The following is a 16,153-nucleotide window of genomic DNA, read 5'->3' on the forward strand; positions in this document are numbered from 1 at the left end:
ACATTTTGTTTCGCCGTGCCGTCTTTCGACGTCACTTCGTACACTTGTACGATGCTTTCACCGTCTTTCAAGCCTTGCACAAATGGGTTTTCATTATCAACTTTGAACGTCCAGTTTCCTTGGGCATCGATCGTTAAGCTACCAAGCTCGCTTGTTGGCTTCGCCACTCCAGTGCTGTCGTCATTGCTACTGATTCCTTTCCATATAACATTAGTATCGAACGTTCCATCACCGTTGGTATTAGCCACTTTTAGAGTGCCATTGGTTTCTATGGTATGCGATATACTTACGTTCACATCCTCTGTCACAGAACCCTTATCAGTTAAATTATCACCATGAATAACTGTTTTCCCTGTCACTGATGAATTATCGGTATGGTTACCTACGTTTGTTACTTTGATGCCAAAGTTTTCATTTAACTCATCAATTTGATCTTGCTTAGCCTGCACATTAATTTTAAACGTCTTCACACCTGCAGGTATTGTTACTTTTCCATTTTCGAACTTCGCGACTTCTGTTGTAGTAATACCGTTTTTAGTTATTTGGTAAGTAATACTATCAATTGAAATGTCATTTTGACTTGCGGTATATCTGCTTCCAACCAATGCCTCTATGTTATACGTCATAGGAATTTCTGTAGTGCTATCTATAGAAACATCAAACGTAGCGATATCTCCTTCATCTACAGAATTAGGGCTATCTATGCTCAATTTAGGTTTATCGTTATCTGGCGTCACCGGCTTGGTTGGGTCTACCGGATCTGGATCTACCGTACCGGTACCATCGTCTTTGATGGTCGCCGTCGCACTTTGTTTCGCGCTATCTGGATCCGTGATGGTGCCGGTTGCCCCCGCCACGCTGACGTTGAAGCTTTCGCTGCCTTCGTAGACGTCATCATTTTCAGTGACTACGCGAACGTTCACATCTTTCACGCCCGCGGCAATGGTCAAGATGCCGTTCGCTGGCACCACGGTCCACACGCCTGGTGCGGTTTCGTACTCGTACGATTTGATGTCCGCCACTTCCGCTTCGTCGTGGTCTAACGTCAATTGCACGGTCACGTCTGTGTTCGCTGCCGCGCTCAAGCTCACAGTGAAGTTCGCGGTGCTGCCTTCGTTCACATCACCGCCACCGGAGATGCTCACCGACGGGCGGTCATCTGGATTCACTGGCGGAATAGGATCGGTTGGGTCAACAGGGCCAGTACCGTCATCTTTGATGGTTAACTCGCCCGTACCTGAGCCTGTCACGCCTGTTGCGCCGGTCACTTTCAGGCTCAGTTTCTCATCGCCTTCGTACGTACCGTCGTCTTTGGTCGCGACTTCAACGACTAGCTTAGTTTCACCCGCTTTGACGGTGTAGGAGCCGTCAGCGTTCGGTGTTACTACGTTACCCGCGGCATCTTTCACAACGATGCTTGTGATATCGTCCGCGGTTGCGGTGCCGTAAAGGGTCTCTAGCGTTACGCTCACGTCGACTGATGCGGCTTTGCTTAAGCTCACATCAAAGCTCGCTGTCGAGCCTTCGTTAATCACTTTACTGCCTTCGATGCTCACCGCTGGGCGATCATCTGGATTCACTGGCGGAATAGGATCGGTTGGGTCAACAGGGCCAGTACCGTCATCTTTGATGGTTAACTCGCCCGTACCTGAGCCTGTCACGCCGGTGGCGCCCGTCACTTTAAGGCTCAGCTTCTCATCGCCTTCGTATGTGCCGTCGTCTTTGGTCTCGACTTCAACGACTAACTTAGTTTCACCCGCTTTTACGGTGTAAGAGCCATCAGCGTTAGGTGTTACTACGTTACCTGCGGCATCTTTTACCACAATGCTGGTGATATCATCCGCTGTTGCGGTGCCGTAAAGGGTTTCTAGCGTTACGCTCACGTCAACTGATGCGGCTTTGCTTAAGCTCACATCAAAGCTCGCTGTCGAGCCTTCGTTAATCACTTTACTGTCTTCGATGCTCACCGATGGGCGGTCATCTGGATTCACTGGCGGAGTAGGATCGGTTGGGTCAACAGGGCCTGTGCCGTCATCTTTGATGGTTAGCTCGCCCGTACCAGAGCCTGTCACGCCTGTTGCGCCGGTCACTTTCAGGCTCAGTTTCTCATCGCCTTCGAACGTACCGTCGTCTTTGGTCGCGACTTCAACGACTAACTTAGTTTCACCCGCATTTACGGTGTAAGAGCCGTCCGCGTTAGGTGTTACTACGTTACCCGACGCATCTTTCACCACAATGCTGGTGATATCATCCGCTGTTGCGGTACCGTAAAGGGTTTCTAGCGTTACGCTCACGTCGACTGACGCGGCTTTGCTTAAGCTCACATCAAAGCTCGCTGTCGAGCCTTCGTTAATCACTTTGCTGTCTTCGATGCTCACCGTTGGGCGATCGTCTGGATTCACTGGGGGAGTAGGATCGGTTGGGTCAACAGGGCCGGTGCCGTCATCTTTGATGGTCAACTCGCCAGTACCTGAGCCTGTCACGCCCGTGGCGCCAGTTACTTTCAGGCTCAGCTTCTCATCGCCTTCATATGTGCCGTCGTCTTTGGTCTCGACTTCAACGACTAACTTAGTTTCACCGGCTTTGACGGTGTAAGAGCCGTCAGCGTTAGGTGTCACTACGTTACCCGCGGCATCTTTCACCACAATGCTTGTGATGTCGTCCGCTGTTGCCGTTCCGTATAACGTCTCAAGCGTAACGCTTACATCGCCTGACGCAGCTTTACTTAGACTTACGTCGAAAATTGCTGTTGAGCCTTCATTAATGATTTGGCTGTCTTCAATACTTACTGTTGGCTCGACTTCCACTGAGCGGAATAGATCAAGCAAACTTAAGCTTTGAGTACGAGACAAACCCAGGCCTTCGAAACCTGTTGTTACAAATTCGGTAGCTGGGATGGTTTCGTCACCATCACGTTCAATAGTTCCACTGCTAACTAGGCTCGAACCTCGTACACCTGCCGCAGTTGCAAACTCTTCACCCAACTCTGTAGGATCTTGCCCTTCTTCTAAAGCGGCAAAAATGTTTTCAATGTCTTGGTCAAGATCGACTTCACCGCCATCTTTTCCTTGTGACGCAAAGCGCTTAACTGAAATCTGAGATTCAGAACTTTCATTTTGGGATTCTAAAATGACATCCCCAGCTTGTAATGGCTGGCCGTCTTCTAGGACCTTGATTGTGCCATCTATCGAAATAACAATGCGTTGACCTAATGCTAATGCACCGCTCGCATTCAATACTGTCATGTCCATATAAATCCCTAAGCTCATTTTCTGTTTGCGACGTCAAAATAGTGACATCAATCTTATAATCTAGTGACAATATAACATCTAATGTCATATAATTCCTAGCTATGAATTACATCTTTAATAACTTACAATGTAAACGAATGATAACGGTCACTGAGTGATAATTAAGATGACGAAAACTTCCATATAAGTTATTGTCTTAGGGAAAGATAACCCAAACACTCAAATCAAATTTAAGTACTCAAAATCGACTTAAATTGTACGGCGATCGGTTAACAACTTTACAACCATTTACGAATGCTCATTGAGCATTCGTTATTTTTTTGGCGGTTCATCTAAATTTGATATATTCAAGCTTAAAAGCGACAAACTTAGGTGATACTCCATTTTTGGGAGATTGAAATTGAACTGGATTAAAACGACTACATTAGGGTTGGCTATTGCACTCAGTTTACCGGCTAGCGCGCAAACCTTAGAGCAAGCCGTCGCGTTTACTTTAGAAAGTAACCCTGAAATCAAAGCGGCATATAACCAGTACGTTAGTCAACGTTACCTTAACGATGCTTCTGGTGGAGCTTACCGCCCGAGTATAGATTTAGACGGTGGCATTGGTTACGAATATACGGATTTGGCTACGAATTCGAGCTCAACAGATCTAACGCGTAAAGAAGCAGCAATTACGTTGACACAACTCATTTGGGATGGCGCTAATACTTCTAACGACATTGATCGTACCGCTGCTGATGCAGAGTCTGTCCGTTATCAATTACTATCTAGCGCTCAAGATATTGCACTGCAAGTAACCAAAGTTTATCTTGATTCCGTTAAAGCTTATGAAGTGCTTACACTTTCTGAAAACAATCTCGCGACGCACAAAAATATCTATATAGATATCAAGAAACGAGTTGATTCAGGCATTGGGTCTACAGCAGACATGTCTCAGGTGGAAGCTCGTATTGCAAAAGCTCATGGTAATTTGCTGGCAGCTCAAAATAATTTATTTGATGCCCATACTCAATTCAAACGCCTTGTTGGCCAAGCCCCACTAGGCTTGGTATATCCACGTGCTGACGCAGGCTCTATTCCTTATACGATCGACGGTGCTTTGGCAAAAGCCTTTAACCAACACCCGGTTATCAAAATTGCACAAGCTGACGTAGATTCAGCGAAGTTCCAATACAAGCAGTCGAAGAGTACCAACTACCCAACTGTTTCTTTTGAAGCAGCTCAAAGGTGGCGCGATGATGCAGGTGGTACGAAAGGCAACAGCGATGAATTTTCTGCGATGCTCCGCTTAAAGTACAATCTCTATAACGGTGGAGCCGATCAAGACCGTGCCGAAAGTGCCGCTTATCAACTCAACAAAGCAAAAGACCTACGTGAGAGTACTTACCGCAATGTAGAAGAAAGCTTACGCCTTTCATGGAGCGCTCTTGACTTAACCGTTCAGCAGAAAGATTTCTTGTCGGATCACGTAGACTCGGCTTCTGACACCGTTATCTCTTATGAAAAACAATACCGAATTGGTAAGCGTACCCTTCTCGATCTACTTAACACTGAAAATGAACTCTTCGAAGCACGTAAGGGATTTTTAGACGCTAAGTACGATGTACAGTACGCAAAGTATAGAGTCATGAATGCTACAGGTAACCTATTAACAGGGTTACGTGTAGAGACTCCACAAGAATGGAATGAAAAGGTAGAATATTAATGAAGCTTCTCAAAACTATACTCCCACTATGCTTCGTGGTTGCTTCTGCCAACATCATGGCTGAAACAAATGATGAATTCACTTATCGTGCTCTTCCTAGCACCACACAAAGTTATGATCTCGAAGATGATGATAATGATGGTGTTATCAACGCTCGCGATTTATGTATAGACACACAAATAGGCGCTGAAATAGATAATGATGGCTGTGGCTCGTATTTCGAGTCTAGCGAAGAAAAAGATCTTCATATTTTATTTGCCAATGACTCTGCAGAAATTAAACCTGTGTTTCTGAGCCAAATTCGTCAAATGGCTGCGTTTCTAAAGCGTTACGAAAACACAAGTATTCAATTGCAAGGTTATGCTAGTAAAGTAGGTAATGCCGAATACAATCTCAAGCTCTCAGAAGAACGTGCGGTCAATGTAAGACGTGCGCTCATCAGCAATGGTATCCCGCCATCAAGAGTCTATACCGTAGGGTACGGAGATGCAGGCTTCCGTGATAATGACACTGAAACCAATCATGCACTGAACAGAAAAGTTGTAGCTTCTGTTGTCGGATTTAAAGGCAACATCAAAGAAGAGTGGCATATATTTACTAAAATCGGCAAATAGATTCTACCGCACCCAAACCATACTGAAACGTTTGGTAAGCGTTTCAGTATCCTTATAATTCCTTGATCGCCATATACCTACCCCTTGTATAATGTTAATCTTGTCTTGTTATCAACATAGAGAAATTATTCATGAGCAAACTAACCGCTGATACTCAAGCAAATCTAGAACTTTTCGTTTCTGAAACACAAGAAACTAAACTGGTATGGGGCCTTCGCAACGAAGAAGGTTGGCTAGCATGTGACTCAAGTGAATTCGAAAACAGTGAAGTGATGCCGTTCTGGTCTTCAAAAGAGGACGCTCAGACTCACAACGTTGAAGAGTGGGCAGACTTCGAAGTATTAGAAATCCCACTAGATATCTTTGTAGAAGATTGGTTACTGACCCTAGCTGAAGATGGTGTTCTTGTTGGTACTAACTGGAATGCAACATTGGAAGGTAAAGAACTTGAGCCTTCTGATCTAGCGAAATTATACATCTAGCTTCCAAGATCGGTCGTACAATAGCGTACGACCGGTTACCTATGATAAGCCATTGAGAATTAGAGATTTACCTCACATAAAAAACCATTAACTCGCCAAAAAAATTGAAGCAATATCAAACTATCAATAGAATACCGTTCTTTATCTGATTGATATTATCTCGTGATTCACTCCATTTTCATTGCCTTTCTGCTTTTCATCAATCTTTATTCTTTTAGCCAAGCATCAACATTGGATCATGAACCTTATCCAACAATTAGCTCCTCGGCATTAGCTCCCCACACAACTCCAAATGCTGATTGGAACGCACTCTATCTCTCGACTCTAACTCATTCCCCTTCGCGCGCATTGAACATGCTGCAAACACGCTACACGAGTTCAACAACCTACGGGGATAAGCTCTACCTTTCGGCACTGCTATATCAATACATGAGCCAGCGCGATCAACCGTTTTATGGAATCGCTTCAAACGACAGTGACTACCAAGCGATAGAACAAGCGTTTATTAATGCCCTAGTAAATGATGGACAAGGTCAGTACAAAGAAGCTCAGCAAGGCTTTTTGTCCATATTAGTAAAAATGCAATCAATCAACGATGTTACAGGTAGAGCATTATTAAAATACCAATTATGTCGTTCTCTCAATGAGCAAGCTAAATATCATCAAGCGAACTATTATTGTTCTGCACTTCAGTCGGATTTACATGACATTGCTGACCCTGTATTACCAAAATTTGGCACTTATCGAGTGATCGCTAACAATCACCATTTCCGCAGCGACTATCAAGCCGCTCTAGATACTTACCTATCACTGATAAGCGTGTTCCCACAAGGACACGATATTTCGGGGATCTATAACGATGTGGGTAATTTGCTCAAAGAGTTAAAGCAATATGATAAATCGGCAGAGTACCTCATAGAAGCACTCGCTCTGAGATCGGATGCTTCTGATTTGATGAAAGCACAAGTTCATCATAGCCTTGCAGATCTTTACCTTAATCAAGGACAAAGTGACCTAGCAATTAATCACTTTCAAAAAGCAAAAGCACTGTTGACTACATCATCTCATAGCTACGGCATTGCGCTAACAACTCTTGGTTTAGGAAAAGCATACACGCAGACGAAGAACTATGATTTGGCGAGAGACTACCTAGTAGAGTCTCTATCGGCTTCAAGCAAGCTAAACAACGATGTCATTCGAATCAATGCTTTCTTAGCAATCAGCGATATGTTCGAAGACCAAAAACTTAAAACGGAAGCGCTCAATTATGCACAACAAGCTTTGGAGCTATCCGAACAAGTCACAAGACATAAGTACACCGCTCAAGCACTACTTCAACTATCTGATATTCATCAGACACTCAGCGATTACAAGCAAGCTTTCTATTTCTATCAGCGATACTCCTTAATACAGTTCGAAACCCGAGATATAGATAACAGGTTGGCTTTTGAAGCACTAGATCTAGCTCATGCTAGGTACGAAAAAGAACTAGAGAGTTCTTTCCTGAGACATCAAGCAAATTTAGACCGACTTCAAATCGAAAAGATGGAACATCAAAGGGTGGTGTATAACATGATTGTTATTCTATTGCTGTGTGCGGCTAGCTTTATGATCTTCACAAATAAGGCCATTCGTGCAAAAGCAGCAATCGATGCCATGACAAAGGCGTATAGTCGGACCGAGATAATACGAAGAATCAAGCGTATCAAAGCCTGCAAAGGAACAGAAAAACAACATGTTCTCGTTTTGCTCGATCTAGATAAATTCAAGAAAATTAATGACCAATATGGCCACCCTACTGGTGATAGAGCACTCGTTCATATAAGTCAGCAAATAAGACAACATTTAATTAAAGGTGAGCTGTTCGGGCGCTTAGGCGGCGAAGAATTTCTGATTATGCTTACTGATACAAAACCAGCTGAAGTACAAGAGCGTGTAGAGGAGTTACATTATGCTATTTCGAGTGCAGTTTTCTTATCAGAAAGCAAAAAGCCACTTAATGTAACCGCGAGTTTTGCTTATCTAGCAACCTCAAACGCATTAAGTGACTTTGATGACTTATACTCGGTTCTTGACCAAGCACTTTATCAAGCGAAGAGTAATGGTCGAAACTGCATCATCGATGCTTATAACGACCCAATAGACTCACCTGATGTTATTTATTCTCAGCCTGTTTACGAACCAAATCAGCCATAATACCCTCGCGATCACCTAGGTAGTCGTTAAGGCCAACTTTACGCAGTTCACATGCAGGGCAATCGCCACAACCATCACCAACAATGCCGTTGTAACAAGTCAGTGTTTTGTTTCTAACAAGCTCAAGTGCTGAGTACTGGTCTGCTAACGCCCATGTCTCAGCCTTGTTTAACCACATTAACGGTGTTTTAATATCAAGCGGCTTGTCCATACCTTGTACAAGCGCAGAGTTCATCGCTTTCACAAAGTTATTACGACAATCAGGGTAGCCTGAGAAATCAGTTTCACACACGCCCGTGATTACGGTATTTGCACCGATTTGGTAAGCGTAAATACCCGCCAAAGTTAAGAACAGAATATTACGACCAGGAACAAAAGAGTTTGGTAGTCCATTCTCTTGTAGCTCATGAGACACAGGGATATCGTCGCGAGTCAGAGAGCTGATAGCCAGTTCATTCAACAGAGTCACATCCATCACTTTGTGTGCTTTCACACCAAGATCTTTTGACAACGACTCAGCCACTTCAATCTCGAGTCTATGGCGCTGACCATAATCAAACGTAATCGCATGAACTTCATCATACTCTTTTAAAGCTTGAACAAGACACGTTGTTGAATCTTGACCACCACTGAATACTACCACTGCTTTTTTCATCTTAAATCCTTACGAGAATCTTCTACTAGCGACTTATCTAGGCCAGTAAACAAATGCAACCTATGCGATGCTCAAATATTTGTGAGTTTGTATTGATAAGCGCCAATTACGCTCAATGCAGGTATCAATACAAAGCTGAGTAGCGCGGTCTTTTTGGCTGATTGGTTGCAGAGCGATAACAGTGTCGCTAGCAACCGCAGCTCGCTCCAATAAACCGTCAAGTTGTTCGATGTCTTTGCTTGTGCCTACTGGATGCTTAATTTCATTCGCACGAACGAGTGCGCTATCAAGGATATCCAATTTGGCTTTCATTGCGATTTTTGGTGACACCGTAACCCAAGTATCCAGTGTGGCTTTTACTTCTGATGTTCCGCTGGTCTCAATCTGACAGCGACAACCGTGCTGCTCAAATGCTTCAGTAAGAGGGACAAGATCATAGATGCACGGCTCACCACCAGTAATCACAATGTGCTTCGCGGTGTAACCTTGCTTGATATATTCATTCACGATTCCTTGCGCATCAATTGCAGACCAAGTCGGTGAATCCTCTGTCTTAACCATAATATCACCAAGGCTCGTTTCATCTTCCGGCAACGCTTCCCAAGTCTGTTTGGTATCACACCAAGAACAGCCTACAGGGCAAATTTGCAGTCGAACAAAAACAGCAGGAACGCCGGTAAATACGCCCTCGCCCTGGATGGTTTCAAACATTTCATTAATCTTGTACAACTTACCCTCAGCTCAATCATTTGATGAAATTAATCAACCGCAGACCTTAAAGCACTTGCCCCTTTTGGTCAAACAAATGAGTACTGATAAATGAGTTGATCAAAGCCCTAGCCTGAACTTTCAAGTTCCCTTATCCTTTCGCCCATTAGATTTCGTTAGCTTTTAATTTTTTCGTAAGGAACAACATGTACAAACTGATTGCTCTTGATATGGATGGCACACTACTTAACAGTGAAAAAGTGATTTCTCAAGAGAACAAAGACGCGATAGCTAAAGCTCGCGCTGCAGGTGTGAAAGTGGTTCTGGCTTCTGGTCGTCCTTTAGAAGGCATGCAGAGTAAGTTAGACGAGCTTTCAATCAACGGCGAAGATGACTTTGTACTCTTCTACAACGGCTCTGTGGTTCAGAATGTATCGACAAAAGAGATCATTCACAGCGAGATTAGCAATGGTAAAGCCGCGAAACAGATTGCTGCATTAGCACAAGAGCTAGGTGGTTATGTGCATGCCTTCAGCAAGGTTCATGGCTTAATAACACCTGAAAACAATGAGTACACCGCTATTGAAGCGCGTATTAACGGCTTAAAGATTACCGAGCTCGACTTTTCTCAACTAGAAGACGACCATGAAATTATCAAAACAATGATTGTCGCGGAACCAAGCAAGCTGACCGAAATCATCAGCAAGTTGCCACAAGAACTTAAGACTCAGTTTACTATCGTGCAAAGTGCACCATTCTTCTTAGAGTTCTTAAACCCAAATTCAAACAAGGGTGTCGGTATTGAAGCAATCGCTAAACATTTGGGGATTACAGCGAAAGAAGTGATCTGCATGGGCGATGCTGAAAACGATCACCATATGCTTGAATACGCGGGCATGGGTATTGCGATGGAAAACGCAATGGAAGAAACCAAGAAACTGGCGGATCACATCACAGCGGCCAACGACGACCACGGAGTCGCCGTCGCGATTGAAAAGTTTATCTTCAACTCGTAAACGGTCAATAGGCTCGAGTGAGAATTACTTTTTGCTTGTTTCACAAATGACAAAGGCTGTGCACTGCACAGCCTTTTTTGATTTTATGTTCGTCGGTTCGCCTACTCTCTTTTCCATGGCAGACGAAACGCCACGACACCAAATAGAATCAAGATTGGGAAACGTAAGGTCTCAACAATAAATGAAGCGATGCCACTGAATGAGACGAAACTTCCAGCCCAGCTAATCAGCAGATTCCCCGCTAACAACATCGCCATCACTCCAAATACAATCTTGAATGAGAACTGGCCGACCAAAGGCTTCGAATCCGTTAACGTTACTAAGCATGCAATCGTCATCAAAATTGCCACCCAGAAAGAGAATGTTGGCAGTGGCCATATCACCGTGAGAACAATCGACAGTAAGCACAATGCCCACCAGACACCTTTAGAGCTTAATAAGGCACTAATATCAACATCAGGTTTCGCATCTAATCTCACGATGTGCCAAGTCGTTAACGCGCCCAGTACGCCTCCCATTAAGACATCACTAAAGAACGCACTGCCTGAATAAGACGTAAATAGCATAATCCACAATAGGCCCGCGAGCACTATCAAAATCGATTTTTGCTCCAAGAGGCGCTTTAGTTTCCAAAAGACTAACAAGGTTAAACTCACCCACAAGCCAGCCAATAAACTTGGAAAGCTATACCCACTGCTCATCACTAGCTTCAATGTTGGCAAGTAAGCATGCGGACGTGGAAAACCAAACCCTTGATGGGCGATTAAAGTGAGCAATGTCACCGAGATCAAAGTGAAGCCAAACTTCAACGCGAAGTTACGGCCCAAATGCCAAGCAATTAGCGGCAATATCACGATGAAAACCCATGGCTTCGCTAACGAGTCAGTTAAAAGCACAGTATTCGCAAACACGCTTGGCATATTATCGAACGCGTTTTGAAGCGACACAATCCAATTTAATTCAACTTGATGGGCTTTCGGTGCCGCGCCCACCAGCTCAGTCACATACGTCACAGGTTGATCTGTCGCAGATAAAAACAACTCATTAATCTCTGACCACTGCTCTGGGTAACGATATTGCTTTGCTTCCAACTCAATGGGAGGAAGTAACATCGCTCTACTAACTTCCACGCCATAATGAGGAGCAAACCATATAGGTAGTTCAAAACCACCTAGCTCATTTCGAGTTTGAAAACTGATCACTTCAGAGTCAGAGACACAATCATATACAACGGCACTGTCGGTATATCCCAACACATCACCGACCGTCACGGACAAGCCCGCCTCTTCCCAAGTTTCTCGTTGCGCTGCGATGGCAGGCGGCTCACCAGAAACCACAGTGCCTCCCGGTAGAGACAATTGCCCCGTGATCAATTCATCAACCAACACGATTTGGTTATCAGCACGTACTACACACAAAGCGCCCGCGATATGATCGGGCAAAGTGTTGTTAGCCCAAGCGGAAGTAGTACTCAAAAGAGACAGTATGAAAACGAAAAAATATCTAATAACCAACGAGTTTACCTAAAAAATAATAGAAGAAATTTAAGACTGCTGTTGCAGTTGAACTATTGTAATCAAAGCCACACAAAATCGCTGTCTACGTTTTGTGCAAAGCCTTCCTCATCCATTGAATGTGAGGTGTGAACCCCATTTTTTGATAGAAGTCCTTGGCAGGTGAATTAAAGTCCCAAACCTCTACAAAGACTTGTTCAACGCCATAATCATCAAAAGTACTTTCAACTTTGTTAAACAACTTTTCAGCAATTGATTCTTTTCGATAATCAGGTAAGACAAACAGTTCATCGACACTCCCCATCGGCACCGGTTTACTCACCGTTGAGATAAGCTCACAAAAATGTCCGGAGATAAAGCCAACAATTAGTTCACCTTTTAATGCCACGTAGACTAAGCATTCAGGATCATCTAAGTAACGTGCAATGCTTTTTTCCTGCTCAATCTCTTCTGCCGTTTTAAAGTGCTCTGGGCTTGCAAGGTGGTGGTGATGGTGGAGATCGAACATTAACTCGTTAAGTTGTTCCAAATCCGCGTGCTTTGCGGCCCTTAAGGTGACATTCATGACTATTGCGCTTCTCAAACCAAATTAATATCTAAACTGAGTCTAGTTTACTTGGCGTGAGTATCTATACAAGTTATTGAATTAATTCATTGTTTGAAGTGTGTATTTTAGATACAAAAACGGCCACATTACGTGGCCATTCTGTTTGAATGATTTTGAATTAAACGAATATCGAAGCTATGGTTTTTGCTGTGGCTGTGGCTTTTGCTGTAGCTTCAGCTTTATGCACCGTTATCTTCTTTCTCTTCTTTGAGATCAGCAAGCTGTTGTTCTAGTTCAATTAGCTTAATTTCCGCCTCTACTTCAGCAACTCGCTTTTCTGCATCGGTGCGATTGTCTTTCGCTAGACCATCAGCAGTAACTTGGGTTCGTTGTGCGTTTCTTGCATCGTCCGTATCTTTCATTGAACCCGCTACACCACCGGTCACACCACCTAATGCAGCGCCCTTCACCGCTAAACTCGCATCTCCAGTTAGAGCGCCTGCTGTTGCTCCTAATAAAGCACCACCTACAGCACCACGATTACGTGCTGCATTCTCATTTTCGTTATCCATTGCTGGTGATGCGCAACCAGAAAGAGTCACAATCAGTGTTGCTAAAAGAAAAGGTTTAGTGAATTTCATAGGAGTCTCGCTTAGTTCTTCGTTTGGAGTAGAGCCATCTTAAGCAGAACCGCTAATGAGATAAATAAAGCCACGTTTAGACGATACATCATGTTCAGCTATGTATTATTCAGCCATCACATAACTGATTAATGATATATAGCTTTGAGCTCGCTTTATCCTCACCAACAAAAAAGGCGACCAATAAGGTCGCCTCAATCGCGCTTTCTCAATAATTCTTGTCTTTCACATATCTCTCTTAGCCTTTAGACCAAAAGTTTTGCATGTTTTCTGTGCTAGGTGGTGGCCTAACACCGCAATCTCGATAATGATTTTTATCGCCTATCCCCAATATCTTGCCATTTTCGTCATCAATCATAGCGGCAACTTTAACACCGTCTCCCACATGACGAGTCAACACGACAATTTCACCGGCTCTTTCAGACCTTACCGCGCCTAGGATTTGATATTCGTAGCGGCCTTTCCTTGAATTAACGATCATCTTCGAGTTAATCGGGTCGGCTTCATATCCCACACCAATATCAAAAACCGCTTGATAGAGATCGACGCCAGTCTTTGACACACATTTGAATATCTTGAGATGACTCAAAGGCTCTAACAACGCTCTACTCGCTTCATCCTTTGAAATACTGGCACTAGCAGCACCACTTATAAGTAAAGCAATCAACAAAAAGTAAGCTCGCATAAAAAGACCTCAAGTATCTGGGATTCATAATGAGGTCATAGTAAACGCAATGGATAAGCGGATGAATAAACTGGCGTTTAGGTAAACCATCACGCTGGCTTATGTATAAATCAACAAGCCGAAGGGAGATTACCTAAACTGCGACTTCTATTTGCCGAGCTTTCAGCAATTTCAGTTAAGCTGGTAGGATCGTCAATCGTCGAAGGCACCACATATTGCTCGCCTTCTGCGATTTGTCGGATGGTTCTGCGTAAGATCTTGCCTGAGCGGGTCTTAGGTAGTCTCTCAACAACCAAGGCTTGCTTAAAACAGGCTACAGCGCCGATCTCATTACGAACCTTACCTACAAGTTCAGCTTGTAACTCTGTGCCATCCACTTTTACGCCATCTTTCAACACAACTAAACCAAGAGGTAGCTGCCCTTTTAAGTCATCGTGAATCCCGACTACCGCACATTCTGCAATAGCAGGGTGACCACCCACAATCTCTTCCATTTCTCCCGTTGACAGACGATGCCCCGCTACGTTGATCACATCATCAATGCGGCCCATGATAAACAGATACCCATCTTCATCGAGATAGCCACCGTCCCCAGAAACGTAATAACCCGGGAATTGGCTCAGATAGCCAGATTCAAATCGATCATGATTACGCCAAACTGTTGGTAGACAACCGGGTGGCAACGGGCGTTTAAGAGCCACAAACCCTTGTTGATTAGGCTGAGCTACTTCACCGAGTTCATTGAGAATCTCCACTTGGTAACCCGGAACAGGTTTAGTCGAAGAGCCCGCTTTAACTGGTAAAGATTCTAACCCTGTTGGATTGGCAGAAATGGCCCAGCCTGTTTCTGTTTGCCACCAATGATCGATAACTGGCTTATTGGTATGAGATTCAACCCAATCCAATGTTGGCGGGTCTAAACGCTCGCCAGCCATGAAAATCGACTTGAGTGATGATAGGTCATACTTAGTCAGTAATTCGCCTTCGGGATCTTCTTTCTTAATGGCTCTAAATGCGGTTGGAGCAGAAAACAATACATCGACTTTGTACTGTTCACACACACGCCAGAATGCGCCGGGATCTGGCGTTCTAACTGGCTTGCCTTCAAACAAGATGGTTGTGCAACCATGAATCAATGGCGCATACACAATATAGGAATGCCCCACTACCCAGCCGACATCAGAAGCCGCCCAAAACACACCATCTTGCGGCATATCGTAGATAGTGCTCATCGAGTATTTCATGGCGACCGCGTGACCACCATTGTCACGAACCACACCTTTTGGCTTACCCGTCGTCCCTGATGTATACAAGATATATAGTGGGTCAGTCGCTAGAACAGGCACGCATACGTGAGGCAAAGCATCGTTAACCGCTTGTTGCCAAAGTACATCGCGTTCATTGCTCAACTCGGCTAGAGACTGCTCTCTTTGGAATACCACTACTTTCTCGGGCTTCCAACGGCTGTCCATGATCGCGCGATCGACCATAGGCTTATATGGCAGGACTTTATTTATCTCGACACCGCAGGATGCAGTAATCAACACCTTCGGCTCGGCATCTTCGATACGCACGGCAAGTTCATGAGGAGCAAAACCACCAAACACCACCGAATGCACCGCACCGAGTCGTGCACAGGCTAGCATTGCCATTGCTGCTTCAGGAATCATTGGCATGTAGATCACCACACGATCGCCTTTGGTAACGCCTTGCGTGGCTAACATACCTGCGACTTTTGCCACTTGGTTACGCAGTTGGTCGTAGGTGTACGATGATTGAGTCCCTGTAACTGGAGAGTCGTAAATCAGTGCCACTTTATCACCACGACCATTTTCGCAATGATAATCCAACGCCAACCAGCAGGTATTCATCACCCCATCAGGAAACCAACGCTCAATACCGTTATCGTCAGTTTGTAATATCGTTTTTGGTGGTTCAAACCAATCTATCGCTTGTGCTTGTGTTTCCCAGAACGAATTGGGGTCTTCCCTAGCCCATTGATACTCGGTGATATAGTCTGTTTTTCTGTTCATTCGATTCGTAGCAGACATAGTGCCTCCTCCATGATTTATCCATTAGTCCAAGCACCTAACTTTTGGCAGTAGCACTTGATTGCACTCTTTTCTCAGCGTTGTG

General features: G+C 44.3%; 13 protein-coding genes. 5 read left to right on the forward strand and 8 right to left on the reverse strand.

The window, feature by feature from the left end; translation table 11 throughout:
- Window positions 1–3,251 (reverse strand): Calx-beta domain-containing protein (locus AB6D80_RS11405; RefSeq protein WP_372188542.1); only part of this gene is annotated, 3,251 nt, incomplete at its 3' end.
- Between the two features lie 400 nt (window positions 3,252–3,651).
- Here AB6D80_RS11405 and AB6D80_RS11410 point away from each other — a divergent pair.
- The 4 genes from AB6D80_RS11410 (at window position 3,652) to AB6D80_RS11425 (ending at window position 8,251) form a co-directional block, all read left to right on the forward strand.
- Window positions 3,652–4,959, forward strand: coding sequence for a TolC family outer membrane protein (locus AB6D80_RS11410; protein WP_009846631.1), 1,308 nt, complete (start codon window positions 3,652–3,654; stop codon window positions 4,957–4,959).
- The gene (locus AB6D80_RS11415) at window positions 4,959–5,573 is read left to right on the forward strand and encodes an OmpA family protein (protein ID WP_017103074.1); all 615 of its coding nucleotides are present in this window, start codon (window positions 4,959–4,961) and stop codon (window positions 5,571–5,573) included. Before AB6D80_RS11410 ends, AB6D80_RS11415 begins: the two co-directional genes overlap by 1 nt.
- A 131-nt stretch (window positions 5,574–5,704) precedes the next feature.
- Window positions 5,705–6,055, forward strand: a complete 351-nt coding sequence (locus AB6D80_RS11420) for a DUF2750 domain-containing protein (RefSeq protein ID WP_017062305.1) — start codon at window positions 5,705–5,707, stop codon at window positions 6,053–6,055.
- A gap of 162 nt (window positions 6,056–6,217) precedes the next feature.
- Window positions 6,218–8,251, forward strand: a complete 2,034-nt coding sequence (locus tag AB6D80_RS11425) for a tetratricopeptide repeat-containing diguanylate cyclase (RefSeq protein ID WP_017103075.1) — start codon at window positions 6,218–6,220, stop codon at window positions 8,249–8,251.
- Here AB6D80_RS11425 and queC read toward each other — a convergent pair.
- Both queC and queE read right to left on the reverse strand, forming a co-directional pair.
- Complete coding sequence (gene queC / locus AB6D80_RS11430) at window positions 8,211–8,906, reverse strand: 7-cyano-7-deazaguanine synthase QueC (protein WP_017103076.1); 696 nt, start codon at window positions 8,904–8,906, stop codon at window positions 8,211–8,213. The genes AB6D80_RS11425 and queC overlap by 41 nt on opposite strands.
- A 60-nt stretch (window positions 8,907–8,966) precedes the next feature.
- Window positions 8,967–9,635, reverse strand: coding sequence for a 7-carboxy-7-deazaguanine synthase QueE (gene queE / locus AB6D80_RS11435; RefSeq protein WP_017098536.1), 669 nt, complete (start codon window positions 9,633–9,635; stop codon window positions 8,967–8,969).
- Between the two features lie 185 nt (window positions 9,636–9,820).
- On the opposite strand from queE, the gene AB6D80_RS11440 reads away from it, so the two are divergent.
- Entirely contained in the window at window positions 9,821–10,630 is an 810-nt protein-coding gene (locus AB6D80_RS11440) for a Cof-type HAD-IIB family hydrolase (RefSeq protein ID WP_017098537.1), read from the forward strand.
- Window positions 10,631–10,731: 101 nt separating this feature from the next.
- Here the strand turns inward: AB6D80_RS11440 and AB6D80_RS11445 are convergent, their stop codons facing one another.
- The 5 genes from AB6D80_RS11445 to AB6D80_RS11465 all read right to left on the reverse strand — a co-directional run bounded on the left by AB6D80_RS11445 (window position 10,732) and on the right by AB6D80_RS11465 (window position 16,068).
- Entirely contained in the window at window positions 10,732–12,144 is a 1,413-nt protein-coding gene (locus AB6D80_RS11445) for an NUDIX domain-containing protein (RefSeq protein WP_371707851.1), read from the reverse strand.
- 85 nt (window positions 12,145–12,229) lie between these two features.
- Entirely contained in the window at window positions 12,230–12,709 is a 480-nt protein-coding gene (locus AB6D80_RS11450) for a GNAT family N-acetyltransferase (protein WP_009846623.1), read from the reverse strand.
- 221 nt (window positions 12,710–12,930) lie between these two features.
- Complete coding sequence (locus AB6D80_RS11455; protein ID WP_059020357.1) at window positions 12,931–13,332, reverse strand: glycine zipper domain-containing protein; 402 nt, start codon at window positions 13,330–13,332, stop codon at window positions 12,931–12,933.
- 238 nt (window positions 13,333–13,570) lie between these two features.
- Complete coding sequence (locus AB6D80_RS11460; protein ID WP_371707852.1) at window positions 13,571–14,017, reverse strand: hypothetical protein; 447 nt, start codon at window positions 14,015–14,017, stop codon at window positions 13,571–13,573.
- Window positions 14,018–14,127: 110 nt separating this feature from the next.
- The gene (locus AB6D80_RS11465; RefSeq protein ID WP_372188545.1) at window positions 14,128–16,068 is read right to left on the reverse strand and encodes a propionyl-CoA synthetase; all 1,941 of its coding nucleotides are present in this window, start codon (window positions 16,066–16,068) and stop codon (window positions 14,128–14,130) included.
- Window positions 16,069–16,153 lie beyond the last annotated feature (85 nt).

It is taken from the genome of Vibrio sp. 10N.247.310.17, assembly GCF_041466605.1.
GTDB classification, from domain to species: domain Bacteria; phylum Pseudomonadota; class Gammaproteobacteria; order Enterobacterales; family Vibrionaceae; genus Vibrio; species Vibrio tasmaniensis_A.

Excerpts from the sequence above, each read along its gene's own strand:
- AB6D80_RS11415 (WP_017103074.1), top strand. The coding sequence starts at position 4,959 with ATGAAGCTTCTCAAAACTATACTCCCACTATGCTTCGTGGTTGCTTCT.
- AB6D80_RS11420 (WP_017062305.1), top strand. The coding sequence starts at position 5,705 with ATGAGCAAACTAACCGCTGATACTCAAGCAAATCTAGAACTTTTCGTT.
- queC (WP_017103076.1), bottom strand. The coding sequence starts at position 8,906 with ATGAAAAAAGCAGTGGTAGTATTCAGTGGTGGTCAAGATTCAACAACG.
- AB6D80_RS11440 (WP_017098537.1), top strand. The coding sequence starts at position 9,821 with ATGTACAAACTGATTGCTCTTGATATGGATGGCACACTACTTAACAGT.
- AB6D80_RS11450 (WP_009846623.1), bottom strand. The coding sequence starts at position 12,709 with ATGAATGTCACCTTAAGGGCCGCAAAGCACGCGGATTTGGAACAACTT.
- AB6D80_RS11455 (WP_059020357.1), bottom strand. The coding sequence starts at position 13,332 with ATGAAATTCACTAAACCTTTTCTTTTAGCAACACTGATTGTGACTCTT.
- AB6D80_RS11460 (WP_371707852.1), bottom strand. The coding sequence starts at position 14,017 with ATGCGAGCTTACTTTTTGTTGATTGCTTTACTTATAAGTGGTGCTGCT.
- AB6D80_RS11465 (WP_372188545.1), bottom strand. The coding sequence starts at position 16,068 with ATGTCTGCTACGAATCGAATGAACAGAAAAACAGACTATATCACCGAG.